General features: G+C 72.4%; 22 protein-coding genes and 5 tRNA genes. 9 read left to right on the plus strand and 18 right to left on the minus strand.

Going from position 1 to position 22,811, the window contains the following annotated elements:
• Positions 1-112: 112 nt before the first annotated feature.
• The gene (locus tag ACF07B_RS33795; RefSeq protein ID WP_369485876.1) at positions 113-559 is read right to left on the minus strand and encodes a hypothetical protein; all 447 of its coding nucleotides are present in this window, start codon (positions 557-559) and stop codon (positions 113-115) included.
• Between the two features lie 171 nt (positions 560-730).
• Here ACF07B_RS33795 and ACF07B_RS33800 point away from each other — a divergent pair, with 171 nt between their 5' ends.
• Complete coding sequence (locus tag ACF07B_RS33800) at positions 731-1,264, plus strand: DsbA family protein (protein ID WP_392181735.1); 534 nt, start codon at positions 731-733, stop codon at positions 1,262-1,264.
• A gap of 86 nt (positions 1,265-1,350) precedes the next feature.
• Here ACF07B_RS33800 and ACF07B_RS33805 read toward each other — a convergent pair whose 3' ends face one another.
• The 3 genes from ACF07B_RS33805 to ACF07B_RS33815 all read right to left on the minus strand — a co-directional run bounded on the left by ACF07B_RS33805 (position 1,351) and on the right by ACF07B_RS33815 (position 4,208).
• A complete protein-coding gene (locus ACF07B_RS33805) occupies positions 1,351-2,175 on the minus strand; it encodes a GNAT family N-acetyltransferase (RefSeq protein WP_392181736.1) in 825 nt (274 codons plus the stop codon).
• 81 nt (positions 2,176-2,256) lie between these two features.
• The gene (locus tag ACF07B_RS33810) at positions 2,257-3,078 is read right to left on the minus strand and encodes an aminotransferase class IV (protein WP_392181737.1); all 822 of its coding nucleotides are present in this window, start codon (positions 3,076-3,078) and stop codon (positions 2,257-2,259) included.
• An 83-nt stretch (positions 3,079-3,161) separates the two neighbouring features.
• A complete protein-coding gene (locus tag ACF07B_RS33815; protein ID WP_392181738.1) occupies positions 3,162-4,208 on the minus strand; it encodes a chorismate-binding protein in 1,047 nt (348 codons plus the stop codon).
• A 156-nt stretch (positions 4,209-4,364) separates the two neighbouring features.
• Between ACF07B_RS33815 and ACF07B_RS33820 the strand changes: the two genes are divergently transcribed.
• The 5 genes from ACF07B_RS33820 to ACF07B_RS33840 all read left to right on the plus strand — a co-directional run bounded on the left by ACF07B_RS33820 (position 4,365) and on the right by ACF07B_RS33840 (position 4,843).
• Positions 4,365-4,437, plus strand: a tRNA-Gly gene (locus ACF07B_RS33820).
• Between the two features lie 38 nt (positions 4,438-4,475).
• Positions 4,476-4,549: transfer RNA gene (locus tag ACF07B_RS33825), tRNA-Cys, on the plus strand.
• A 1-nt stretch (position 4,550) separates the two neighbouring features.
• Positions 4,551-4,622, plus strand: a tRNA-Val gene (locus tag ACF07B_RS33830).
• A 34-nt stretch (positions 4,623-4,656) separates the two neighbouring features.
• A tRNA-Val gene (locus tag ACF07B_RS33835) sits at positions 4,657-4,728 on the plus strand.
• A 40-nt stretch (positions 4,729-4,768) separates the two neighbouring features.
• Positions 4,769-4,843 (plus strand) — tRNA-Val (locus tag ACF07B_RS33840).
• Between the two features lie 224 nt (positions 4,844-5,067).
• Here ACF07B_RS33840 and ACF07B_RS33845 read toward each other — a convergent pair.
• The 4 genes from ACF07B_RS33845 to ACF07B_RS33860 form a co-directional block, all read right to left on the minus strand.
• Entirely contained in the window at positions 5,068-5,370 is a 303-nt protein-coding gene (locus ACF07B_RS33845; protein ID WP_362398295.1) for a zf-TFIIB domain-containing protein, read from the minus strand.
• Positions 5,371-5,444: 74 nt separating this feature from the next.
• Positions 5,445-6,407: a phosphotransferase family protein gene (locus tag ACF07B_RS33850; protein WP_392181739.1), complete on the minus strand. Its 963-nt coding sequence runs from the start codon at positions 6,405-6,407 to the stop codon at positions 5,445-5,447.
• Between the two features lie 343 nt (positions 6,408-6,750).
• Positions 6,751-6,957, minus strand: coding sequence for a hypothetical protein (locus tag ACF07B_RS33855; protein ID WP_392181740.1), 207 nt, complete (start codon positions 6,955-6,957; stop codon positions 6,751-6,753).
• 240 nt (positions 6,958-7,197) lie between these two features.
• Entirely contained in the window at positions 7,198-7,431 is a 234-nt protein-coding gene (locus tag ACF07B_RS33860; protein ID WP_326788867.1) for a hypothetical protein, read from the minus strand.
• A 196-nt stretch (positions 7,432-7,627) separates the two neighbouring features.
• On the opposite strand from ACF07B_RS33860, the gene ACF07B_RS33865 reads away from it, so the two are divergent.
• Positions 7,628-8,941, plus strand: coding sequence for a serine/threonine-protein kinase (locus tag ACF07B_RS33865; protein WP_392181741.1), 1,314 nt, complete (start codon positions 7,628-7,630; stop codon positions 8,939-8,941).
• Positions 8,942-8,954: 13 nt separating this feature from the next.
• On the opposite strand, the gene ACF07B_RS33870 is transcribed toward ACF07B_RS33865, so the two are convergent.
• From ACF07B_RS33870 to ACF07B_RS33910, 9 genes are all read right to left on the minus strand, one after another.
• Complete coding sequence (locus tag ACF07B_RS33870) at positions 8,955-9,773, minus strand: RNA methyltransferase (protein WP_326788866.1); 819 nt, start codon at positions 9,771-9,773, stop codon at positions 8,955-8,957.
• Between the two features lie 64 nt (positions 9,774-9,837).
• Positions 9,838-11,070: a uroporphyrinogen-III C-methyltransferase gene (gene cobA, locus ACF07B_RS33875; protein ID WP_392181742.1), complete on the minus strand. Its 1,233-nt coding sequence runs from the start codon at positions 11,068-11,070 to the stop codon at positions 9,838-9,840.
• Positions 11,071-11,218: 148 nt separating this feature from the next.
• A complete protein-coding gene (cobT, locus tag ACF07B_RS33880) occupies positions 11,219-14,953 on the minus strand; it encodes a nicotinate-nucleotide--dimethylbenzimidazole phosphoribosyltransferase (RefSeq protein ID WP_392181743.1) in 3,735 nt (1,244 codons plus the stop codon).
• Between the two features lie 344 nt (positions 14,954-15,297).
• Positions 15,298-16,509, minus strand: a complete 1,212-nt coding sequence (gene cbiE / locus ACF07B_RS33885) for a precorrin-6y C5,15-methyltransferase (decarboxylating) subunit CbiE (RefSeq protein WP_392181744.1) — start codon at positions 16,507-16,509, stop codon at positions 15,298-15,300.
• A gap of 301 nt (positions 16,510-16,810) precedes the next feature.
• Positions 16,811-17,449: a GNAT family N-acetyltransferase gene (locus ACF07B_RS33890; RefSeq protein ID WP_392181745.1), complete on the minus strand. Its 639-nt coding sequence runs from the start codon at positions 17,447-17,449 to the stop codon at positions 16,811-16,813.
• 176 nt (positions 17,450-17,625) lie between these two features.
• A complete protein-coding gene (locus ACF07B_RS33895) occupies positions 17,626-18,462 on the minus strand; it encodes a MetQ/NlpA family ABC transporter substrate-binding protein (protein ID WP_392181746.1) in 837 nt (278 codons plus the stop codon).
• A gap of 97 nt (positions 18,463-18,559) precedes the next feature.
• Positions 18,560-19,297, minus strand: coding sequence for a methionine ABC transporter permease (locus ACF07B_RS33900; protein WP_392181747.1), 738 nt, complete (start codon positions 19,295-19,297; stop codon positions 18,560-18,562).
• Positions 19,294-20,328: a methionine ABC transporter ATP-binding protein gene (locus tag ACF07B_RS33905; protein WP_392181748.1), complete on the minus strand. Its 1,035-nt coding sequence runs from the start codon at positions 20,326-20,328 to the stop codon at positions 19,294-19,296. Before ACF07B_RS33905 ends, ACF07B_RS33900 begins: the two co-directional genes overlap by 4 nt.
• Positions 20,329-20,706: 378 nt before the next feature.
• On the minus strand, positions 20,707-21,354 hold the full coding sequence (locus tag ACF07B_RS33910; protein WP_392181749.1) for an HAD family hydrolase: 648 nt from the start codon (positions 21,352-21,354) through the stop codon (positions 20,707-20,709).
• Positions 21,355-21,423: 69 nt separating this feature from the next.
• On the opposite strand from ACF07B_RS33910, the gene ACF07B_RS33915 reads away from it, so the two are divergent.
• Positions 21,424-21,783: a hypothetical protein gene (locus tag ACF07B_RS33915; protein ID WP_392181750.1), complete on the plus strand. Its 360-nt coding sequence runs from the start codon at positions 21,424-21,426 to the stop codon at positions 21,781-21,783.
• Position 21,784: 1 nt separating this feature from the next.
• The gene (locus tag ACF07B_RS33920) at positions 21,785-22,273 is read left to right on the plus strand and encodes a hypothetical protein (protein ID WP_369482525.1); all 489 of its coding nucleotides are present in this window, start codon (positions 21,785-21,787) and stop codon (positions 22,271-22,273) included.
• Positions 22,274-22,297: 24 nt separating this feature from the next.
• Here the strand turns inward: ACF07B_RS33920 and ACF07B_RS33925 are convergent, their stop codons facing one another.
• Positions 22,298-22,801: a GNAT family N-acetyltransferase gene (locus ACF07B_RS33925; protein WP_369482526.1), complete on the minus strand. Its 504-nt coding sequence runs from the start codon at positions 22,799-22,801 to the stop codon at positions 22,298-22,300.
• Positions 22,802-22,811 lie beyond the last annotated feature (10 nt).

Here is a 22,811-nt window from a genome sequence, read left to right on the forward strand (position 1 = left end):
ACACGCCCGGAATATACGGGAGTTCGCTGGATGATGTGACGGGCGCGCTCGAACGTGAACGGTTCCGCGCGTTCCCTGTGTCACGCATGTGATCTTGTGTCGCTTCTGTCGGTCATATGCCGTGCTTCTTCAGGATCGCCTCGATGTCGCTGAAGTCGTCCCCGGAGCTCTTCGCCCGCGGTGTCGCCGCCGGCCGGGAGGCGAGAGGTGCACCCTGGCCCAGCGACGGGGCCGAGGCCGCGGGAGCCTCCGCCTCGCGCCGGGCGGCGGCCTTCGCCGCCCTGCGTTCCTTCCGGGTCCCGCCGCCGCGTCGCTCCACGGCACGGGTGATCATGAACAGCGCCCAGGCGCCGCCGAGCACCACGAAGCCGGCCCAGGCGGTCGGGCTGAACGCGGTGTCGGCCAGCCAGCCGACCACTCCGGTCATGACCAGGCCGATCGGCACGAGGGAGTAGGCGGCGATCCGGGCGGCCGCCAGGAAACGCTTGCGGTAGGCCGTCACCGCGGCGATGCCCAGGCCGGCGACGGAGACGGCGGAGCAGACGGTCTCTGCGATCATTCCGGTCCTCCAGGCAGGGCTCGGTGCGACATGTTTCCCATCCCTTCCATCCTGCACCGCCCCATGCCCGGTATGCCACGGTCCGGGCAGACCTCAGGGACATCTCGGGGTCGCCGTCCTCCTCAGGTCCCGGTGGAGCCTCCCCCTCACCGGACTGGGAGACTGGGTCCCATGAACGACTCCTCCGGCTCCTCCGCCGCGCGCCCGGCCCCTGTCGTCCTGGACGTCTGGTGCGAGCTGCAGTGCCCCGACTGCCGTGACGCTCTCGCCGACCTGCGCGCGCTGCGCGCCCGCTACGGCGACCGCCTGGAGCTGCGGCTGCGGCACTTCCCCCTGGAGAAGCACAAGCACGCCTTCGCCGCGGCGCAGGCCGCCGAGGAGGCCGCCGAGCAGGGGGACGCCTGGCCGTACATCGAGGCCGTGCTCGGCCGCGTCGAGGAGCTGGACCGCAAGGACGGCGAAGCCTTCCTGGTCGAGGTCGCACGGGAACTCGGCCTGGACGCCGAGGAGTTCGACACGGCCCTGATCGACGGACGGCACATCCTGATCGTCGACGCGGACCATGCCGAGGGCAAGGCGATCGGCGTCACCGGCACCCCGACGTACGTCATCGGCGGTGAGCTCCTGGACGGCGGCAAGAGCCAGGAGGGCCTGCGCGAGCGGATCGAGGAGATCGCCGACCGGCTGCTCGCCGACCAGGCCTGACCCCGGAACAGAGTCGCGCCCCGACCGGACCGGACCGGAGCCCTGCCCTGCCCTGCCCTGCCCTGCCCTGCCCTGCCCTGCCCTGCCTACAGCAGTGTCTTGTACAGGTGGTGCTCCCTCGTCTCGTAGCCGAGCGACTCGTAGAGCCGCTCGGCCGGGGTGTTGCCCGCGAAGACGTTGAGCCCGATGCGGTCCAGTCCGGCGGCGGTCGCGCGGGCCTCGGCGAGCCGCATGAGCGTCCGCCCGTGCCCGCGCCCGCGCTGGTCGGCGCGTACCAGGACGTCGTAGACGAAGGCCTGTCCGCCCCGGCGCCCCAGCCAGAGATCGCCCACGGGGACGCCCTCGTGCTCCAGGACGGTCAGCCACATGTTCGGGGTGTCCGGGCCCTGCGGCAACGCACCGCCGAAGTCACGGTCCGCCTTGGCGAGCGCCTCGGCCTCCGGCACACCACGCCGGATCCAGTCCTCGGCGTAGTCCCGCCTGCCGGCCCGGTCCCAGATCTCGTACTCGCCGCGAGTCATGGGACGGTCGGCGCTGCCCGGGGGAAGGACGACCGCGGGGCCGTCGAGCGCCTTCTCCATGATGCGGTTGCGCAGGACGTAGCCGAGCGCCCTGGTGAGCTCCAGGGCCGCGGCGGCGTCTCCGGGGACGGTCACCTCGATCTGCCGGCAGTCCCATCCGCGGGCGACCTCCTCCGCGGCCAGCGCGGCCACGGTGCCCCGGCCCCGGCCCCGGTCCGGCTCGTCGATGCGGAGTTCGCGGATCCTGGCGGCGGGCGGCCCCGAGCCGGGTTCCGTGGCGAGGTGTACCCGGCCGACGGGACGGCTGTTCACGCACACCTGGTAGCGGCGTGAGAGGGTCCCGTCGGCGGCGCGATGGAGCGGCTCGGTCGGCCGCAGGGTCGTGGTCATCAGGGGTGTTGTACCCGCTGACGCACGCGTCGTCAGCCGAATTACCCGGCGACCGGGGGCCGGTGGCCCCCTGAGGGCCGGTCAGGGGTCGAGGTCGTCCCCGGCCCGCTCCTCGAAGACGCGCATGGCCTTGGCGGTCACCGGGCCCGGCGCGCCCGGCAGTTCACGGGTGTCGACGCGGTGCACGGCCTGCACGTCGCGCAGCGTGGACGTCAGGAAGATCTCGTCGGCGCGCTCCAGCACGTCCAGCGGCAGGTCGGTCTCCTTGGCGCCGGTCCATTCGACCGTGAGGGCACGGGTGATGCCGGCGAGGCAGCCGGAGGCGACCGGCGGGGTGTGGATCTCGCCGTCGAGGACGACGAAGACGTTCGACCCGGTGCCTTCGCAGAGTTGGCCCACCGTGTTGGCGAACAGCGCCTCGGACGCGCCGTGTTCGCGCGCGCGGGCCAGGGCGACGACGTTCTCGGCGTACGAGGTGGTCTTGACGCCGGTCACGGCACCGCGCTCGTTGCGGGTCCAGGGAACGGTGACGACGGCCGTGGAGTCGGGGCGCGGGGCCGAGCCGCCGAGCGCGACGACGAGGGTCGGACCGTGCTCTCCGCGGTCGGAGCCGAGCGGACCGTGACCGCCGGTATAGGTGACGCGGAGCCGGCCGAGCGGCATCGGATTGGCGTCGAGGACGGCGGCGCAGGCGCGTCGCACCTCGTCGGCGTCGGGCTCGGGCAGACCGAGGCCGCGCGCCGAGCGGGCCAGCCGGTCGAGGTGGCGGGTCAGCGCGAAGGGCCGGCCGTCGACCGCCTTCACGGTCTCGAAGATGCCGTCACCCACGGTCAGTCCGTGGTCGAAGACGGAGACGCGGGCGGACTCGATGTCCTGGAGCCCGCCGTCGAGCCAAAGCTTCACTGGTCCTACCTCGCATGTGAATGTGCCGGACATCTCCGGCACGGCGTTCCGGCCCCGGTCCCCGCGTCGTCCCCGCAACCGGGTCAGTCGGTGAGGGTCCCGTCACCCGCGTCGTACGTTCCCGACGCTACCGCGAGCAGCCGGGACGCCTTCAGCTCGGTCTCCCGCCACTCCCCCTCGGGGTCGGACCCCCAGGTGATGCCGGCCCCCGTACCGAAGCGAAGGACGCCGTCGGCGCGGTCGATCCAGAAGGTGCGGATGCCCACGGCCAGCTCGCCGGTGCCGCGGTCGGCGTCGACCCAGCCGACGCCTCCGCAGTACGGGCCCCGGGGCGCGGTCTCCAGTTCCTCGATGATCCGCAGCGCGCTGGACTTCGGAGCGCCGGTGACGGAACCGGGCGGAAAGGCCGCGGCGAGGAGGGCCGGCCAGCCGACGTCCTCGCGCAGTTCGCCGCTGACGGTGGAGACGAGGTGGACGAGCCCCGGGTGCTTCTCGACGACGCACAGGTCGGGCACGGTCACGGTGCCGGTGGCGCAGACCTGGCCGATGTCGTTGCGGACGAGGTCCACGATCATCACGTTCTCGGCGTAGTCCTTGTCCAGGAGATCCGCCTCGGTGCGTCCGGTGCCCTTGATCGGCCCCGACTCGACGGAGCGGCCCGCGCGGCGGACGAAGAGTTCCGGGGAGGCGGTGGCTATCTCGACGCCGTGGTCCGGCAGCCGAATCGTTCCCGCGTACGGTGCCGGGTTGCCGCGGGCCAGCAGAGCGGTCAGCGCGTCGACGTCGGCGTCGGCCGGGACGGGCGCGCGGAGCACGCGACAGAGGTTCGCCTGATAGACCTCGCCCGCCGCGATGTACTCCCGGATCCGCCGGACACCGGCGGTGTACGCGGCGCGGTCGAGGGACGACGTCCAGTCACCGGCCGCCGGGCCGTGCCAGCGTCCGGGCACCGGCGCGGGCACCGGCTCCTCTCGTACGTCGCGGAAGCGGGCGCAGGTCAGCCGCCCTTCGAAGTCGGCCGAGACGGCCCAGAAGCCGGACGAGTCCAGGGCCGCGGGATCGCTGGTGACATCGAGGAGACCGGTCGCGACGAGGCCGCCGAAGCGGGCGAGAGGAGGGAGGTCGAGCACGCAGACGAGTCTAGGGCGGGTGTCCCGCGAGTGCCCTGACCATGTCCTCGGGCGGACAGACCGCAGCACGCTGCACAAACGCGTTTTTGTGCTGGCCCGGGAATCCGCTAGAGTTCAACTCGTCGCCGGGACGCGCAAGCGAAACGGAAACGACAAGCGGACGTAGCTCAGTTGGTAGAGCGCAACCTTGCCAAGGTTGAGGTCGCCAGTTCGAACCTGGTCGTCCGCTCGCAGGAAGTGGGGGATTCTTCCCGAACCCGCACTCCTGGTGGAGTGGCCGAGAGGCGAGGCAACGGCCTGCAAAGCCGTCTACACGGGTTCAAATCCCGTCTCCACCTCCAAGGACGATTAGCTCAGCGGGAGAGCGCTTCCCTGACACGGAAGAGGTCACTGGTTCAATCCCAGTATCGTCCACTGGTCCGCAAGGACTTGGTCCGCAAGGATCCCCGCGCGATTAGCTCAGCGGGAGAGCGCTTCCCTGACACGGAAGAGGTCACTGGTTCAATCCCAGTATCGCGCACGCAGTACCAGCAGCAAGCGTGGCTCCGGCCGCGTGACCTGCGCGATTAGCTCAGCGGGAGAGCGCTTCCCTGACACGGAAGAGGTCACTGGTTCAATCCCAGTATCGCGCACCAGCAAAGCCCCCGGTCGTCTTCTCGACCGGGGGCTTCGTCGTTCCCGGTGCGGCGCCGGCCGTGTCCGCCGCCCTGAGCACCCGGTCCTCGGGGCTGCGCCTGTGGGTCTGCGGGTCTGCTCACGTGGCCCTGAGACGTGTGGGCCTGGACACACGAGCCTGAACCCACAGGTCCGGACACGCCGAAGGGGCTCCTCCGCTCGGGAGGGAGCCCCTTCGTGTGGTTCAGGACGAGAAGAGCATGTGGCCGAAGCTCTTGTGCCGCTGGTGGCCGCCGTGACCGCCGTAGTGGCCTCCGTGACCGCCGCCGTGCTGCGGGGCGCCCCACGCGGGAGCCGGAGCGGACGGGTACGCCTGCGGGGCGCCCTGGGGCGGCGGCGCGGGCTGGGACCACTGCGACTCCACGCGGGTCAGGGCCTCCAGCTCGCCGTAGTCGAGGAAGATCCCTCGGCAGCCGCTGCACTGCTCGATCTGGACGCCATTGCGGTTGTACGTGTGCATCGGCGCATGGCATTTCGGACACTGCATGCTCGGCTCAACTCCTCGCCGGTCGGTACTGCTTCCGCCAGGACAGACACCGCCCGGCCTCGATCGGTTGCAGCCTACGTCGCGAAACCGCGGGCCAACTCGGGCGGGATGGAACTCATTCGGTCACAGGCGTCCACCACGGCCTGCTGGACCTCGTCCAACGGCCGTTCCGCGGCGGCGGATTTGGCGACCGCGAGGGCCGCGGTCTGCACGGTGAGGGCGCGGGCCGCGACGTCCAGCGCGGGCCAGGGATCGCCGTCGGCGGGCACGGCGGGACCGCCGGCGCCCCGGTAGGCGGCCAGGAAGCGGAACCACTCGTCGGGCGGCAGCAGCCCGCAGGCGTACCAGGCGGCGGGACGGGCCAGGTCCCAGGCCGGGGCGCCGACGCCCAGGTCGTCGACGTCGATGAGGAGCCAGGGACCGTCCGGCGCGGGGTGGCGTATCAGCTGGCCGAGGTGCAGGTCGCCGTGGCACAGGGTCGTGGCGTCCGGCATCGGGGCCTCGGCCCGCGCCCAGCCGGGCAGGGCGGCCCAGGCCCGCAGGACCGGGGCGGCGGCCGGGTGCGGGCCGGCCGCGCGCATGCGGGCCATCGCGCGGGCGGCCTTGACGGGGCCCCGCATGGGCGGCAGCCCGTCCGGAGCCGGAGCCCGGTGCAGCCGGGCCAGCAGGGTCGCCGCCGCCTCCCAGGGGGCCGCCTCCGGGGTGTCGGGGTCGACGGGAGCGCCGTACGGCCAGAGGGTCACCCGGCGGCCGAGGAGGTCGGCGGGGGCCGGGTTCGACGGCGGCAGGAGGATGCCGGGGAGGCGGGCGGCCGCGGCGACACGGCGGGCGAGGGCCTCGGGTTCCGTGTCCGGGGCGTGGGCCTTGGCGACGATGCCGCCGTGACGGACCACGGTGCCGTCGTCGCGGTCCGCGAGGAGGGTGTCCTCGGCGCCGCAGGGACAGGCCGCTCCGCGGGGGCCGGGCACGGCCGCCACCGGGTGGGCCGCGCCGCGCGCCGCGGCGGCGAGCGCGGACACCAGGCCGGCTGAGGTCATGGATCCCCCTGAGCTGGACGACGGTCCGGTACGACACCGCCGCCGAGGGCGCCTGCCGGTCAGGACACCTGCCGGCGAGCGTACGCACCCGGGGCCGGCGCCCGTCACCCGGCACCGTGACGGCACGGCCCCCGGTCACCCACCGCCGCGGCTGTCCCGGATCCCGTGAGCAGGGGCGGCCCGGTGCTGCGGCGGCAGGCAGCGGACAGCGGACATAAAGAGATGCCCGCGCAGCTCCCCAGCTGCGCGGGCATCTTCCTGCCGTCCGCCGCACCCCCGTCCCCACGGGGTTTCATGGCCGGATGTCCCCGCCCGGACCGCTCTTCCGGGCCTGGGGCGCCGCTCAGCGCCCCAGCATCACGCCCACGGACGACGCCTGTGTGACCACCGCGTCCCAGCCGCCGAAGACGACCACGAGCAGGGCCGCCAGGGGAAGGACCATCGCTGTCGCCACCAAGGGGTGGCGCTGACCCTGGCGGGTGCCGAACACGGCGGTGTACGCCTTGCGTCCCTGCGTGCGGAGATCTGTCCGCGGTGCCGTGTGGGCCATGGTCCCTCTCCTGACCGAGATTCTGTTGTGCCTGGCAGCGGCGGGTGTCTGACCTCGGGGGACGAGTGCTGCACCCGCCGCTTGACCTCAAATCTAGGCGCGTGACGACATCGGGTCGTCATGCCCTCGTACCGATTGCCGGGCCTCCCGGAGGATGAGCCATGACCTGCTGCGTACTACCGTGGGTGGAGACGCGGACCCAGGTCTCAGGGTCTTCCCGGAGGGGGCGTCCGATCTGCCCTACTGTTCCGAGCTGTCCTCCCGGGGAACCGGCTGCTCGACGAGCGCCAGCACCCGAGTCGCCATGAAGCGGGCGGTCCGTACCACTGTTCCGTTTCGAGTGACTTCGCTCACTTCTACGACACCTCGGCGCACCGCCGTCTCCACCCGGCGACCCGCCCTGCTCGCCACCACCTCGTACGTACGCGTCGTGTCCCCTGCGTCCACGACTATCTCCACGCGGTCACCCCTCACGGGCTCAATCCCCCTTCAACGATGGATGGTTGGGATCAAGGGCAGGCCAAAGAGGTACTGTTCGCACGCTCCCTGACCACCTCTCAAGTTTCCCACCCGGCACTGACAATCGATCGGAACGAGAGGGCGCGGCCTCTGCGCGCACCCGGCCGCGAAAACGTAAGCTGGGGCTCGTCAAACGGACCGGGCAGCGGGGATGGACATGGCGATGATGCGCCTGAGGCGCGAGGACCCGCGTGTCGTCGGCTCGTTCAGGCTTCACCGACGGCTCGGCGCGGGGGGCATGGGTGTTGTCTACCTGGGCTCCGACCGGCGTGGCCAGCGGGTCGCACTGAAGGTGATCCGGCCTGATCTGGCGGAGGATCAGGAGTTCCGTTCCCGGTTCGCGCGCGAGGTCTCGGCGGCACGGCGGATCAGGGGCGGCTGCACGGCGCGGCTCGTCGCCGCCGACCTGGAGGCGGACCGGCCGTGGTTCGCCACGCAGTACGTGCCCGGTCCCTCCCTGCACGACAAGGTCGCCGAGGAGGGGCCGCTGTCGGCCGCCGACGTGGCCGCCGTGGGTGCCGCCCTGTCCGAGGGGCTGGTCGCGGTGCACGAGGCCGGGGTCGTCCACCGCGACCTCAAGCCGTCCAACATCCTGCTGTCCCCCAAGGGGCCGCGGATCATCGACTTCGGCATCGCGTGGGCGACCGGGGCGAGCACGCTCACCCACGTCGGCACGGCGGTCGGCTCCCCGGGCTTCCTGGCGCCGGAGCAGGTACGCGGCGTCGCCGTCACCCCGGCCACGGACGTGTTCGCGCTCGGGGCCACGCTCGCCTACGCGGCGACCCAGGACTCGCCCTTCGGCCAGGGCAGTTCCGAGGTGATGCTCTACCGGGTGGTGCACGAGGAGCCGCATCTGCACGGGGTTCCGGACGCGCTCGCGCCGCTCGTCCGGGCCTGTCTGGCGAAGGACCCGGAGGAACGGCCCAGCACCCTCCAACTGTCCCTGCGGCTCAAGGAGATCGCGGCCCGCGAGGCCCAGGGCATGGTGGACACCCGGCCGCCCGCGCCGCGCTCGGACCCGGACCGGCCGACCGGACGCCTGGCCGAGCAGTACGCCGAGCAGCGCACCCAGCGGCGGCCGGGGACCACTCCCCCGCCGCGCACCGGCGGGACGAACGGCGGATCGCGGTCGGGTTCGCGTCCGGCGCCCGCCCGCAACACCGGCCGCACCGGGAACAGGCCCGCGCCCCGCAGCGGCGCCGGACGGCCCGGTCCGCGTACCACCGGCACCGGCAGGCGGCCCGCCAATCCGCGGCTGCTGCGCCAGCGGCTCTTCGTGTTCGTGGTGGTGACGCTGCTGGTCGCGCTCGGAATCGCGGCGGCCCAGGGATGCCAGGGGCCGTCCCGCGGACTCGACGACGGGCCGCGCGACGGCGTGCACCAGGAACAGTCGGCGTCCGGGCGACTGTCCGCGGACGAGGCGATCACCGATCCGTACGGGAGCGCGCACCGAGCGGCCCGCTAGTGCCGCACGGCCCTCAGCTCGCGGGCCGGCCCGTCGCCACCGCGTAGAAGGCGACCGCGGCCGCCGCGCCGACGTTCAGGGAGTCGACGCCGTGGGCCATCGGGATGCGCACCCATTCGTCGGCCGCCATCAGGGCCCGGGTGGACAGCCCGTCGCCCTCCGCGCCGAGCATCAGCGCGACCCGGTCCATCGTGTGCGGGGCGGCCTCGTCGAGGGACCTCGCCTTCTCGTCCGGGGTGAGGGCGAGCAGGTTGAACCCGGCGTCGCGCACCGACTCCAGGCCCTTGGGCCAGGTGTCGAGACGGGCGTACGGGACCGAGAAGACGGCGCCCATCGAGACCTTCACCGAGCGGCGGTAGAGGGGGTCGGCGCAGTCCGGGGAGAGCAGCACGGCGTCCATGCCGAGGGCGGCTGCGGAGCGGAAGATGGCGCCGATGTTGGTGTGGTCGTTGACCGACTCCATGACGACGACCCGGCGCGCGGACCGCAGCAGTTCGTCCGCCGTGGGCAGCGGCTTGCGCTGCATCGAGGCGAGCGCTCCCCGGTGCACGTGATAGCCGGTGACCTGCTCGGCGAGCTCGGGGCTGACCGCGTAGACGGGTGCCGGGAGTTCGTCGATGACGTCGCGCATGACGTCGACCCACTTGGCGGACAGCAGCATCGAGCGCATCTCGTAGCCGGCGTCCTTGGCCCGTCTGATGACCTTCTCGCCCTCGGCGATGAACAGGCCCTCGGCGGGTTCGCGCTTGCGGCGCAGTTCCACGTCGGTCAGGCCCGTGTAGTCGCGCAGACGCGGGTCGTCGGGGTTCTCGACGGTGATGAGATCGGCCACAGGGTGATACTGCCTTGTCCTGGGTGCGGTGCCAACGGCTGGGAACGGGTTGGGTTACCCGTGGTTACTCGGGAAGTCCGGAGCCGACGCCCACGACCTCGCCGATGACGATGACCGCGGGCGGCCGCACGTCCTCGGCGCGGACGGTGTCGGCGACGGTGGCCAGGGTGGCGTCGACGCGGCGCTGTGCGGCGGTGGTGCCCTCCTGGACGAGGGCCACGGGGGTGTCGGCCGGCTTGCCGTGCGCGACGAGGGTCTCGGCGATCCTGCCTATCTTGTCGACGCCCATGAGGACGACGAGGGTGCCGCGCAGTTTGGCGAGGGCGGGCCAGTCGACGAGGGAGCGCTCGTCGTCGGGGGCCACATGACCGCTGACCACGGTGAACTCGTGCGCGACGCCCCGGTGGGTGACGGGGATTCCGGCGGCGCCCGGCACCGAGATCGAGCTGGAGATGCCGGGGACGATCGTGCAGGGGATGCCCGCCTCGGCGAGCGCCTGGGCCTCCTCCATGCCACGGCCGAAGACGAACGGGTCGCCGCCCTTCAGCCGGACGACGGCCTTGCCCTGCTTGGCGTGCTCGATGAGCGCGTTGTTGATGGCCTCCTGGGCCATGAACCGGCCGTACGGGATCTTCGCCGCGTCGATCACCTCGACGTGCGGCGGGAGTTCGGCGAGCAGGTCGCGGGGGCCGAGGCGGTCGGCGATGACCACGTCGGCCTCGGCGAGCAGCCGGCGTCCGCGGACCGTGATCAGGTCGGGGTCGCCGGGACCTCCGCCGACCAGGGCCACTCCGGCGGTACGGGTGCGGTGGTGCGGTGCGACGAGGGTGCCGTCCCGCAGCCCCTCGACGACGGCGTCGCGGATCGCGGCGGTGTGGCGGGGGTCGCGGCCCTTGGCGTCGGTGGTGAGGACGGCGACGGTCACGCCCTCGCTGTGACCGGTGGCCGGGGTCCACGCGGTCGCCGCGTCGGCGTCGTCGGAGCGGACGCACCAGACACGGTGGCGCTCCGCCTCGGCCGACGCCTCGGCGCTGGCCCCCGGGTCGCTGGTGGCGATGAGCGCGTACCAGGCGTCGGCGAGGTCGCCCTCCTCGTACGGTCGCCTGGTCCAGGTGATCTCGCCCGCGTCGGCCATCGCCTCGACGGACGGGGTCGCCTGCGGGGACACGAGGTGGATGTCCGCGCCCGCCGCGATGAGCGCGGGAAGCCGGCGCTGGGCCACCTGGCCACCGCCGAGGACGACGACACGACGGCCGGCGAGGCGGAGGCCTACGGGGTAGGCGGGGTGTTCGGCCATGGAGGTGCGCTCCTCGTACGGGCAGGCGGTGCGGTGGGCGCTGCGGCTTTGGAGCGGCCCTGACGTGGGGGTTTTCGCTAGGGGTCCAGCGTACGGCGGGGCCGGGTGGGCAGTTCGGGACGCCTGCCCACCCCACCGGTGCCGGGGCCTACTTCTCGGTCACCCCGGCCGAGTCGAACGTCGCGACCTCGTGCATGGCCCGCGCCGCGCTCTGGACGATGGGCAGGGCCAGCAGGGCGCCGGTGCCCTCGCCCAGACGCAGGTCGAGGTCGATCAGGGGGCGCAGGCCCAGCTTGTTCAGAGCGGCCACGTGACCGGGCTCGGCGCTGCGGTGGCCCGCGATGCAGGCGGCCAACACCTCGGGGGCGATGGCGCGGGCCACCAGTGCGGCGGCGCCGGCGCTGACGCCGTCCAGGATCACCGGGGTGCGCAGGGACGCGCCGCCGAGGAGGAGGCCGACCATGGCGGCGTGCTCCAGGCCGCCGATCGCCGCGAGGACGCCGATCGGGTCCGCCGGGTCCGGCTGGTGGAACTCGATGGCGCGACGGACGACCTCGGTCTTGCGGGCCAGGGTCTCGTCGTTGATGCCCGTGCCGCGGCCCGTCACCTCGGCGGGGTCGGCCCCGGTGAAGACCGAGATCAGGGCCGCCGACGCGGTCGTGTTGGCGATGCCCATCTCGCCGGTCAGCAGCGCCTTGTTGCCCGCGGCCACCAGGTCGCGGGCCGTCTCGATGCCCACCTCCAGCGCGGCGACGACCTCGTCCCGGGTCATGGCGGGACCCATGGTCATGTCGGCGGTGCCCGCGCGGACCTTGCGCGGCAGCAGGCCCGGCGTGGCCGGCAGGTCGGAGGCGACGCCCACGTCGATGACGCAGACCTCGGCACCCACCTGGTTGGCGAAGGCGTTGCAGACCGCGCCGCCGCCGAGGAAGTTGGCCACCATCTGGCCGGTGACCTCCTGGGGCCAGGGGGTTACGCCCTGCGCGTGGACACCGTGGTCACCGGCGAAGATCGCGACGGCGGCCGGCTCCGGGATCGGCGGCGGGCACATCCGGGACAGGCCCGACAGCTGCGCGGAGATGATCTCCAGCATGCCGAGGGCGCCCGCGGGCTTGGTCATCCGCTTCTGGCGCTCCCAGGCCTCGCCCAGCGCCTTCGCGTCCAGGGGGCGGATGTTGGAGACCGTCTCGGCGAGCAGGTCGTGCGGCTCCTCGCCGGGCAGGGCACGGCGGCCGTACGTCTCCTCGTGCACGACCCACGACAGGGGGCGGCGCTTGGACCAGCCGGCCTGCATCAGCTCGGGCTCGTCGGGGAACTCGTCCACGTAGCCGACACAGAGGTAGGCCACGGCTTCGAGGTGCTCGGGCAGGCCCAGCGCGCGGACCATCTCGCGCTCGTCGAAGAAGCTGACCCAGCCGACGCCGAGGCCCTCGGCGCGGGCCGCGAGCCACAGGTTCTCGACCGCGAGGGCGGAGGAGTACGGCGCCATCTGCGGCTGGGTGTGCCGGCCCAGGGTGTGCCGGCCGCCCCGGGTCGGGTCGGCGGTGACGAGGATGTTGACCGGGGTGTCGAGGATGGCCTCGATCTTCAGTTCCTTGAACTGCTTGGCACGGCCCTTGGGAAGCGACTTGGCGTAGGCCTCACGCTGGCGCTGGGCGAGTTCGTGCATGCCGCGCCGGGTCTCGGCGGAGCGGATGACGACGAAGTCCCAGGGCTGGGAGTGACCGACGGACGGAGCGGTGTGCGCGGCCTCCAGGACGCGCAGCAGCACGTCGTGCGGGATCGGGTCGCTGCGGAAGCCGTTGCGGATGTCACGGCGCTCGCGGATCACGCGCAGGACGGCCTCGCGTTCGGCGTCGTTGTAGCCGGGGGCCGCCGGGCCGGTGGACTCGCGTACGTCTTCCACCACGGCCGTGCTCTCTTCCTGGTCGGCGACCTGGGTGTCCAGGTCCTCCGCTTGCTGTGCGGCCACGGGTTCCGGCTCCGCGGTGAGCGGCTGTGGCACGGGGGTGGTCTCGGGCTCGGCCTCCGCCTCCCGGGGGGCGGGCACCGACGCCTGAGCGGTCGGTTCGGCCTGCGCCAGGGCGGTCTCCTCCACCGGGAGGGGTGCCGGCGCGTGGCCGGCCTGCGCCGGCTCCTGGGCCTGCGGCTGCTCCCCGGCGGCCTCCGGAGCCAGGGTCATGCCGTGCGGCGGGGTCGGGGTGAGGTGCGCGGTCGCGGGCACCGTGACGTCGACGGGCACGAACCCGCCGAGGCTCCGGTCGGCCTGGGGCACCTCGGGGGCTCCGGGGAATCCGGGGGCGCCCGTCGCGGCCGGCGCGCTCTCCGGGTGCGGGTCACCGAGGTCCGAAAGGTGCGGGGCGGCGGCGACCTGGTGGGCGGCCTCGGTCTGCGCGGTCACGCCGGCCGGTACGGCCCCCGGGGCCTCGGCGGTGCCGGGCTCGGTCAGGGCGATGCCGTCGTGGGCGAGGGCGTCGTCCTCGGACAGGGCGGCACCGTTCTCGGCGAGGGCGGGCGGGCCGGTGAGCCGCAGGCCCTGGGTCTGGCCCTGGACCTCGTCGAGAGCGATGCCCTGTCCGCCGAGCGAGGCGTCCGCCGAGCGCGCGGAGAGCGCCGTCAGGGCGGACTCCGGGGTCTCGTACGCGTGCGGGGCCGGTACGTCGGCGGGGTGCTCGGTGCCGGGCAGGAAGACTGCGTCCACGAAGGGGACGGCGGGTTCCGGGATGTGGACGGCGGGCTGCGCGAACCCGGCCTCCTGGACACCGGGGGCGGCCAGGCCGGCTCCGTGGGTGTCGTGGCCGGCGAGCTGCGGCGGTACCTGCGCGGCGGCGGGGTCCTCGGCGGGCACGAAGCCCTCGGCCGGGGCGAGTGGCTGCGCGGGTCCGGCGTCCTCGGCGATCTGTGCCGGCACGGCCTCGTGCGCGAACGTCTCCCCCTCGCTCACGGGCTGTCCCTCGGCGTCGGCGAGGTCCGGCGTGCCCAGGGTGTCCGGGGCATCCGGGAGATCCGGGGCGTCCTGGAACTGCGGGGCTCCGGGAATCCGCACGGCGGCCGGGGCGTCCGCCGCGGGCACCTCTTCGGGGGCCGGGCCGTCCACCGGGTCCTGGAGGTCGAGCGACATGCCGTCGGCCCCCGGCAGCGGCGGCTGGAGGGCGTCGGACTCCGGGGCCGGGTCGTGGGCGAAGGGCGCCGCCACGAGGCCGGGCGCCTGCTCGGCCCCGGCGGCCCGCGGTGCCTCGGGACCCGGTGCGGGGTCCGTCATCACCGCGGACGCGGGCAGCTGTGCCGCCTCGGGAACGACCGTGTCCACGGCCGCGGCCTCGCCGCCCGTCGTCACGGTCCCCCACACCGCCGCGCTCTGCGGCAGGGCGTCGCCCGCCTGCGCCACGTCCAGGTACTCCGGGCCGACGCTCGGCGGACCGGCCTGGCGCAGCGGAGTGACGGGGGTGGTCATGGAGCTCGGGCGGGCGCCCGCGGGACCGCGGTCGGCCAGCGAGCGCACCGGGCTGGAGGAACCGTCCGGCGTGGGCGGGCCGAGGTGCAGCGGACGGCGCGGCGTCACGGGCTGCGGGACCGGCTGGGGTACGGGCGCCGGGCTCGGCGCGCGCACGGCGCCGAGGTCGACGGCTCCGGTGTCGCGTCCGTCCGTCTCGTGCGGGCCGGGTTCGTCCGTGAAGGGCATCGGGGCCGGTGGCGGAACTTCGTTGCCCCAGGCACCTTGGGCACCGGGCGCGCCCGGCAGGAGAAGGAGGTCGTCCTCCTCGACAGAGCTCTCGGAGGAGTCGAGGTAGGTGTACGCGCCCGGCGCGGTGACGCCCGGCTGCTCCACCATGCCTGCGTTCTCCGGCAATCCCTCGCCCGGGACCTGGCCGGTGTCGGTCATGCGTACCCCTCGCCCATCGGTTAGTGCTCCAAAGTCCAGCTCGCCCGGAACGGCGCACCGACCGCCCCACAGTGAAGAACGAGCGTGCGTGCCCAGCGGCACGTGCGACCGGCCAACAAAGACGACAAAGCCATTAACAGGCATTGTCCCGGTCATCCCGCCCTCGCGACAGCGTGATCCGCGAGTGCTCGCTGTGGACTGCGCCACGTTGCGCGTCCTCCGGTTCTGCCGTACCACACACGCCTCAAAACGGGCGGGTTTTCCGGACATTGGCCTACGAAAGGCCGACCCCCGGGAGCGGTACAACGATCGGCCAGCCTACCGCGCGCAGTACGACAACAGGATCACGGGGCGCGATCCGGCAGACGGCCGCTGAGCAGGAACGCGACGCTCCGCTCCTTCTCCGTCCAGGCCCGTGTATCGAGTTCGACGGACTGAATGAGAGCGCACTCGACGTCATAGCCGTGTTCGGTCAGATCGCGGCCGATGAGTTCGGCGGCGTCACGGGTCGCGGCGTGCGCGACGATGCGCTGGGGACGGCGGTCCGCGACCGCGGAGACGACCGCCGCTCCCCCGCCTCCGACCCGGACGACGTCGGGTTCGGGCAGGTCTTCGAGGACGTGCGGGGCACTGCCGTGCACGATCTGCATCTGCACGCCGTAGCGGCGGGCCGAGTGCTCGGTGCGGGCGCAGGAGCCCGGACTGCGGTCGACCGCGATGACGGCGGCACCGGTGCGGGCCGCCTCGGTGGCGAAGGCGCCGCTGCCGCAGCCGATGTCCCAGACGAGGTCGCCGACGCGCGGTCCCAGCCGGGCGAGTTGGGCGGCGCGCAGCAGATCCGTCTCGCCCTCGCCGAGCGCGCCGCCGTAGGCGCGCGCGGGCAGCGCCCAGCCGCGCGGCTCTCCTCCGGGTTCCCGTCCGGCGATCCAGCCGCCGCCCTCGGCCGCGGCCACGAAGCCGCCGATGACGATCACGACGTTCGGGTCGCGCCAGGTGTGGTCGGCCGCCTTGTCGGAGGTGAGGATCGTGACCCGTTCCCGGGCGGTGCCGAGCTCCTCGCAGATGACGAAGGAGCGGTGCACTCCTTCGAGCAGCAGTCCGAGTTCGGCGGGGCCGGCGCCGGGCGAGGTGAGGACGGCGACCTTGGTATGGGCTCGGCATACATTCACCGCGCGTCGCAGGGTGCGACTGTGTGCCACGACCACTTGCGCGTCGTCCCAGGGCATTCCGGCGCGGGCGAAGGCGGCGGCCACCGCGGAGACGGCGGGGACGACTTCGACCTCCAGGCCGAACTCGGGTGCGCGCAGGGTGCGTACGACGCCGAAGAAGCCGGGGTCCCCGTCCGCGAAGACGACGGCGGTGCCCCGGTGGCCCGCGATACGGCGGGCGGCGAGGCCGACGCTGCCCAGCCGGACGCGTTCGGCGTTCTCGGGCACTTCGGGGAGGTCGAGATGGTGGGCCGCGCCGGCGACCAGCGTGGCGGCACCGAGGGCGGAGCGCGCCGCATCGGCCAGCGGCGAGCCGTCCCAGCCGATCACCGTGACCCGGTCGGCCATCGTCGTCAGTCTCCAGAAGGTCTTCGCAGGTCTCAGGTGCAGCCCGGGCGGGCTTGGTGAGGGTACCCCGGTGCGGCCCGGCGGGGGTGAGGCGGCCGGTGTGGCGCGGGGAGCGGGCCCGCCGTGCCGGGTCGGCGGGTCCGGGGCCCCGGGGCCGGGATCCGGTGAGGTGGCTCCCGTACACCCATGTGACTCGACCGGACCGTATACGACCCGCCGTGACCGAACGCGACCTGTCGTGACGGTTTCCGGTCGCCTGGGGCGGGCCCGCGCACGGGCTGCCGTACGTAGGCCGGGACTGTCAGTTCCAGTCGTTGAAAGAGGAGTAGCCGCCCGTGTCGGTGAGGTGCCCGTCCATTCCGTCGAGGTCCTCGGGCAGCAGGCTCCACACGATGAAGTCGGTGCGCAGGTCGACCCAGGTGCCCTCCTCGGTCCGGGTGCGCGCTATGCAGGCGTTGCGCAGCACGCCCTCGCTGATGCAGCCGATCTTCTGGGCCACCTGCTGCGAGGCGGTGTTGCCGGCGGCCGTGCGCAGTTCCACGCGCTCGAACTTCTGCTCGCGGAAGAGCCATCGGGCGGTGGCGAGCGCGGCCTCGGACGCGTAGCCCTCGCCGCGCGCCCAGGGGGCGATGATGTAGGAGAGCTCGGTGGAGCGGACCCGCCAGTTGGTCTTGCCGAGCTGGATGACGCCGACCAGACGCTGGGTCAGGAACTCGGTGACGGCGAGGTCCAGTCCGCGCCCCCGGGCACGTTCCGTGGGCGCGTAGTCGGTGATCCAGTCGCGGGCGCCGCTTTCGGTGAACGGCTGCGGGATCGACGTCCAGGCCGCCACCATCTCGTCGTTCATCATCTCGGTCAGCGCGGGCACGTCGTCCTCGTCGAGCGCACGCAGGACCAACCGCTCCGTGCTGATGGAGATGCCGGGGAAGGTGCTCGTCATGCGACGCTCCGTAACCGTCGGGGACTTCGGACCTGATGTACCGTCGGGTCCGCTGAACTGCCCAGCATGCAGCATGAAACCACTGAACGGCACAACGGGGTCCACTCCGGGTAATGGAGCGGACCCCGTGCGGTGACGAGTCGGGCCGCGGGCCGCGCATCGGCCCGGACGCAGGTCTACTTGAACGACGGGATGACGGAGCCGGCGTACTTGTCCTCGATGAACTTCTTGACCTCGGGCGAGGTGAGCAGCTTCGCGAGCTTCTTCACGCGCGGGTCGTTCTCGTTGCCCTTCTTGACGGCGAGGAAGTTGCCGTACGGGTTGTTCGTCGCCGCTTCCAGGACGAGGGCGTCCGTGGCGGGCTTGAGGCCCGAGGATATGGCGTAGTTGCCGTTGATCACCGCGGCGTCCACGTCGTCCAGGGAGCGCGGGGTCTGAGCCGCCTCGAGCTCCTTGAACTTGAGGTTCTTCGGGTTCTTGGAGATGTCCCGCGGGGTCGCCTCGCTGCCGGCGCCGTCCTTGAGGGTGATGAGCCCCTTGGACGCGAGCAGCTTCAGGGCACGCGCCTCGTTCACGGCGTCGTTCGGCACCGCCACGGTCGCACCGCTCTTCAGGGCGTCGACACTCTTCACCTTGTGCGAGTAGAGGCCGAGCGGCTCCAGGTGCACTGTGACGACGGGCACGATGTGGGTGCCGCGCTTCTTGTTGAAGTTGTCCAGGTACGGCTGGTTCTGGAAGTAGTTGGCGTCCACCGAGCCGTCCTCGGTCGCCGTGTTGGGCACGATGTAGTCCTGGAACTCCTTGACCTCCAGGTCGAGTCCCGCCTTCTTCGCCAGGTTCTTCTCGATGAAGTTCAGGATCTCGGCGTGGGGGACCGGGCTGGCCGCGACGATGAGCGGGCCGCTGTAGTCGGAGGAAGAGGAGGAGTCCTTGTCCGAGCCGCAGGCGGAGAGACCCAAGGTGAGGGCTCCGGCGGCGAGGACGGCAGTGGTGATCTTGGCGGTGTTACGCACGAAAAGTGCCTTTCCTGAGGGGTGGAGCGGCCCCGTCATGGGGTGGACGGGGAAATCTGCGGGTGGGGCCGGGGACCACGTGCGGGTCCGCGGTGGTTCAGGCGGCCTCGCCGACGTCCGGGGCCGTGGCCCGGCCGGACTTCAGCAGGCGCAGCCTCGGGGCGGGGCCGGAGTGGCCGCTCCGGCGGTCCAGGGTGCGGGCCGCGTAGTCGCCGGCGAACTGGATGAGCGAGATGACCACGGCGAGGAGGGCGACGATGATCCACATCAGCTCGGTCTCGAAGCGCTGGTAGCCGTAGCGGATGGCGAGATCGCCCAGTCCGCCCGCGCCGACGGTGCCGGCCATCGCGGAGTAGCCGATGAGGGCCACGACCGTGGTGGTCGCCGAGGAGATCAGCGACGGCAGCGACTCGGGCACGAGCGCCTTGCGGACGACCGTCCAGGTGTTGCCGCCCATCGACTGCACGGCCTCGACCAGCCCGCCGTCCACTTCACGGACGGCGGTCTCGACCAGACGCGCGAAGAACGGGATCGCACCGACGGCGAGCGGCACGATGGCGGCCTCGCGGCCGATGATCGTGCCGGTGACCCACCGGGTGAAGGTCATCAGGGCGACCATCAGGATGATGAACGGCATCGAGCGGGCGATGTTCACGACCTGCCCGACGACCTTGTTGGCGACGACGTTCTGCAACAGGCCCCCGCGGTCCGTCAGCACCAGCAGGACACCGAGCGGCAGGCCGCCGACGATCGCGATGAGGGTGGACCAGCCGACCATGTAGAGCGTGTTCCAACACTCCTCGGACAGCAGCGGCTGCATCTCGGACCAGCTCACTTGGCACCTTCCTTCACCAGGACGGGCTGCTGCCCCTGGATGTCGATCTGCAGGCCCTGCTCGCGGAGGAACCCGATCGGCACGACGTTCTCCTCGTAGCGGCCGGGCAGCTCGATGCGCATCCGGCCGACCTGCCTGCCCGCGACGGTGTCCATCGCGGCGCCGAGGATCGAGATGTCGATGTTGTACGTGCGCGAGAGCTGCGAGATGACGGGCTGGGTCGCCGACTCGCCGTGGAAGGTGACGTCGATGACCGTGCGGTCGTCGCCGGAGGCCTCGCCGCTGACGGGGAAGAGCGCGGCGGCCAGCTCGGAGCCCGGGGTCGCGAGCAGTTCGCTGACGGTGCCGGACTCGACGATGCGGCCGTTCTCCATCAGCGCCGCCGAGTCGCAGACGGTCTTGACGACGTCCATCTCGTGGGTGATGAGCAGGACCGTCAGACCCAGCTGCCGGTTCAGGTCGCGCAGGAGCTGGAGGATGGAGCGGGTGGTCTCCGGGTCGAGGGCGCTGGTCGCCTCGTCGGAGAGCAGCACCTTCGGGTCGCCGGCCAGCGCGCGGGCGATGCCGACACGCTGCTTCTGACCGCCGGAGAGCTGGGCCGGGTAGGACCCCGCCTTGTCGGACAGGCCGACCAGGTCCAGGAGTTGGAGGGCCTTGTGCCTGCGCTCCCTCCTGGAGAGGCCGAGAATCTCGAGCGGCAGCTCGACGTTGTCCTGGACGGTCCGCGAGGACAGCAGGTTGAAGTGCTGGAAGACCATGCCGATCCGGCTGCGTGCCTGGCGCAGCTCCCGGCCGGCGCGCGGGCCGCGCCCGGCGAGAGCGGTGAGGTCCCGGCCGTCGACGGTGACCGTGCCGGAGGTGGGACGCTCCAGGAGGTTGACGCAGCGGATGAGCGAGGACTTGCCGGCACCGGACTGGCCGATGACGCCGAACACCTCGCCTTCGCGGACATGAAGATCGACGCCGTCGAGGGCGGTCACTTCACGGCCGCGCGAGCGGTAGACCTTGGTGAGGCCCGTTGTCGTGATCACTGGGGAATTCCGTCACTGTCGAGTGCGGGGCGTGGGTGTGCGCCGGGCACGGGTGCATTCGGTCGGAACGCGGCACGGTTCTCGCGATGGCGATGGAACCGGAAGGAGAACGTGTGCGCGGGGCAGCCCGGTCACGTACGCGGTACGGACACAGGGCGCGGCGATCCCGCTTCGGGGCGCGGGATCAGGCGGTGGTGCAGGGGCCCTCTAGCAGGCACACATTCGACACATACAACGAGCACCGGGCGTCATGGTCGCCTCGGTCGCAAGGATGCGGTCGCTCGTCGTGGTCATGGAAGGAAGTAAAGCAGACCGGGGACCGGGGTCCGCCACCGCTGTCCGAATAGCGGACAGCCGTGGACACCGGCGGACGCCTTCTCAGGCCCGGACGGAGATCTCCATTCCCTTGTCCGTCACCAGTACGGACAAGGCGGAGAGGTCCTCGACCACGAGGTCCGCGTCGAGTTCACCGGCCTGGTGCGTTGTGGCCAACGCCACGGTGGTCATTCCCGCGGCGCGGCCCGCCCGGAGCCCGGCGGGGGCGTCCTCGAAGACGACGCAGCGGGACGGGTCGACGCCCAGCTCGCGGGCGGCCAGCAGATAGGGCTCGGGGTCGGGCTTTCCGCGGGTGACGTCGTCGGCGCAGACCATCGTCTTGGGTCGGATCCCGACCTCGTCGAGCCGGGCCTCGGCGAGTCGGCGGGTGGCCGACGTCACGACGGCCCAGCGCTCGGCGGGCAGTCCGGCGAGCAGCGCGAGGGTGCCGGGCAGCGCCGCGACCCCGCCCGGCACGTCGTCGACCTCCAGCTGTTCGATGCGGGCGAGCGCCTCGGGGACGCGTGCGGCGGGCAGCAGGTCGGCGGCTATCTCGACGGCGGGGCGGCCGTGGAGGCCGATCGCGGCGAAGTCCTCGGCGGTGATCCCGTACTCCTCGGCCCACAGGGTCCAGCAGCGGTTCACCGACTCGAGGGACGAGACGAGGGTGCCGTCGTTGTCGAACAGGAGGGCTTCAGCGTGGATCTTCATGGCTTCGACCCTACGGGGCACCCCGGGGGCGAGCGCATCAGGTCTTTTGGCCCGTAATAGGGTCGCGGCATGTTTGATGCCCTGACGGTCGCGACGGCCGTCGCCGCGCTCGCGCTCGCCGCCTGGTGCGGCTGGGCCGCCCATCGCGACCAGCCCACCAAGGACTGGCACTTCATGGGCATGGCCGTGGTGAGCGCGCTGGTCCTGGTCCAGCTGGTGATCGGCGTCGTCCAGCTGGCGCGCGGCGAGAAGCCGGAACAGGGCACGACGATCTTCGTGGCGTATCTGATCGGCGCCTTCGCCTGCATCCCCGCCGCGGGATTCATGTCGCTGGCGGAGCGCACCCGCTGGGGTTCGGTCACGGTGGCGGCCGGCGGCATCGTCCTCGCCGTGCTCGAAGTCCGGCTCTACGACATCTGGGGAGGCTGAGATGACGGCCACGGAGGAGAACACGACCGTGCCTCGGGACACGCGGGACGAGCGGAACGGGGAGCCGGCGGAGCCTGCCGCCGGCCCACAGCGCGCGCGGCTGATCGGCGGCCCCGGCATCCTGCTGGTGTGGCTGTACGGAGTGATGGTGGTCGGCGCCGTCTCACGGTCGGCCGTGCAGATCTCCACGCAGTTCGACAAGGCACCGCTCGCCTACGCGCTGTCCGCGGTGGCCGGTCTCGTCTACGGGTTCATCACGTACTCGCTCGTGCGCGGCGGCGAGAGGGCGCGCAGGGCGGCGCTGGTGTGCTGCGCCGCCGAGCTCGCGGGTGTGCTGATCGTCGGGACCTGGACGCTGGCCGAGCCCTCCGCCTTCCCCGACGCCACGGTGTGGTCGGACTACGGCATGGGCTATCTCTTCATCCCGGTCCTGCTGCCGCTGTCGGCGATGTACTGGCTGCGCAAGGCGCGTACGGCCACCGCCGTCTGACGGCCCGGCCGGAGCCGGCCGCGCTCAGGCGCTGGTTGCGTACGCGCCGGTGTCGGCACCCTTGGCCAGGGTGACCAGCGTCATGCGCTCGCCCACCCGCTCCTGGGAGACGGGCGCGTAGCCGTGCTTGCGGTACAGACGCAGGTTGCGCTCGCTGCGGTGGCCCGTGAACAGCTGGAAGGACTTGGCCGCTCCGCCGGCGCCGAGGCGGGTCTCGATGGCGTCGAGCAGACGTCCGCCCAGGCCGTGCCGCTGCATGCGGGGGTGCACGATGAGCTTGTTGATGCGGGCCGTGCCGTCGGCGTCGACGGCGCCGCGTACCGAGGCCACCACCTCGTCGCCGAGCCGGGCCACCAGTACGGTGCCGTCCGCCAGTTCCGCCCTGAGCGAGTCGAGCGGCTGGGTGAGCGGCTCGATGCCGTAGTCGCCGTACAGCTCGGCCTCGCTCTGATAGCAGAGGTACTGCAGCTTCAGGATCGATTCCGCATCCTGCTCGGTCGCCGCCGAGATGGTCACGCTCATGCCCATGTGTGCATGC

The sequence above is a fragment of the Streptomyces sp. NPDC015532 genome (assembly GCF_043078065.1).
In the GTDB taxonomy this organism is placed as follows: domain Bacteria; phylum Actinomycetota; class Actinomycetes; order Streptomycetales; family Streptomycetaceae; genus Streptomyces.